At 54.5% G+C, this 1615-nt stretch carries 2 protein-coding genes and 1 pseudogene; 1 reads left to right on the top strand and 2 read right to left on the bottom strand.

Annotated elements, in window-relative coordinates; genetic code table 11:
* Nucleotides 1-156 (top strand): annotated as a pseudogene (locus tag TU80_RS32965) (IS5/IS1182 family transposase); the annotation flags it as partial.
* A 281-nt stretch (nt 157-437) separates the two neighbouring features.
* Here TU80_RS32965 and TU80_RS30995 read toward each other — a convergent pair.
* Nucleotides 438-1340, bottom strand: a complete 903-nt coding sequence (locus TU80_RS30995; protein WP_057006144.1) for a transporter — start codon at nt 1338-1340, stop codon at nt 438-440.
* A 149-nt stretch (nt 1341-1489) separates the two neighbouring features.
* A complete protein-coding gene (locus TU80_RS33645; protein WP_268939108.1) occupies nt 1490-1612 on the bottom strand; it encodes an SDR family oxidoreductase in 123 nt (40 codons plus the stop codon).
* Nucleotides 1613-1615: the final 3 nt, after the last annotated feature.

Raw genomic sequence — 1615 nt, 5'->3', positions numbered from 1 at the left:
CATCCGTTCCGTGTGATCAAGCGCCAGTTTGGATACACCAAGGTGCGGTTTCGCGGCTTGGTGAAAAACACAGCCCAGCAGGTCACGCTGTTTGCGCTGTCGAACCTGTGGATGGTGCGCAAACAGTTAATGATCATGGGAGAGGTGCGCCCGTGATGCAGGGAATCAACCCTGCGAAGCGCCTCACAAGGGCGAAACCCTGTATTTGAAGGTGAAAAATGACCTGATTTTCGATTGAGACGCTGTTTTTTCAAATCATTGAGAAAATCAGCTCGGAAAACGGGACTACTTCAGACCTTCCCTAAGGCGCGATACTTCAGGCCAGCCTTGGGTGCTACCCTGGAGCATCACGCGGATAAAAAACCAAACGGCCTGAATCAAGGATCCGGAGTTCATGGAGCCATTTCAAATGGTGCGGCCCACGCGCCCCGCACCATTCAGAAGAACTTTGCAAGCCGGAAAGTCAGTGTTGCATCGCGCTTGAACGTATTCTCTGCATCCACATCATGCCCGATCTCCATCAAAAACTGCGTTGTTGGGCTGAGCATTTGAGACCATTCCGCCCGGATCGTGGTTGATTTCACATCCGAGCCATCGACGCCTTTGACCGACTCCTCCCCGCCCCGGGTTGTCGTGAATCCCAGTGAGAACATGGTCTTGGCACTCGCCTCATAGTTGAGCCAGCCAAGCATGGTAAAGCTTGGATCCTTTTCCAGATCCGCCCCGCCAGGGCCATCGTTGTTGTCACCATAGAAAGTAACGTCCCCCACAAGATCGACCGACCATTGAGGCGCGATCTTGAACAGGTAGCCTGGCTGAATGGAGAGAGACCATCGGTTGGAACCCAAGCCCGGTTCGGAGGCAGAATAGTTGCCAGTCGGCAGGGTGAGATAGGTGGCAATGGCAAAGTAGCGTTCATGTTCGGGATCGTTCAGCGGCCAGAGCGTACCGACCAGCGTAACATCCCCGATGGAGAAGTCTTTGGTGTCGATATCGCTACCTCCGACTCGCATATTGTTCAGGCTTCCGAAGGGTTGCAACACGTTCACATCGGCACGCATTCCGGCAATGTCGAAATAGTAAACGTAGCGAAGCAGGCCCACATTCGTGTCGAGGCTCGAGTCATCCACTTTATGGCCATGGCCATCGATATAGGTATCTGAAGTGCTGCCAAGATAATACAATAGGCCAATCTGCGTTCCCGCCGGCGCGGGCACGAAGTCATGCGCCTGCGAGTCCTGCCCCTGCCCATACACGATGGTCCCCGACATCAGACACTGGACAGCAGTTGTGGCAAGTGTAAAATGCCGAACCTTTCTTCCGAGCCCTAGCTTCATCATTTTTCTTCCCCTTGATGCCTAATTATTTTTATTTTTCCCGCAGCGCCCAGCCAGTTGTCCGAAGCAGAATGCGGTTTCCGACTGTCCCGATAGTTGGCTGCCGACAGGCATGCTGCCAGAAGTCCTCAGGTTCTCAGGGTTGTGAACGGTCAGTTGGCGGTGTAGCCGCCATCGACCACCAGCTCTGCGCCATGCACGAAGGACGACTCGTCCGACGCGAGGAAGAGCACTGCCTGTGACACTTCGATTGGCTGAGCCGGACGCTTGAGCAGGGT

The organism is Pseudomonas veronii, from assembly GCF_001439695.1.
Classification (GTDB): domain Bacteria; phylum Pseudomonadota; class Gammaproteobacteria; order Pseudomonadales; family Pseudomonadaceae; genus Aquipseudomonas; species Aquipseudomonas veronii.
This window is presented reverse-complemented; position numbering and strand designations above follow the sequence as displayed.

Bases quoted from the DNA above. Each gene is read 5' to 3' on its own strand.
- TU80_RS30995 (WP_057006144.1), bottom strand. From the start codon at position 1,340: ATGATGAAGCTAGGGCTCGGAAGAAAGGTTCGGCATTTTACACTTGCC.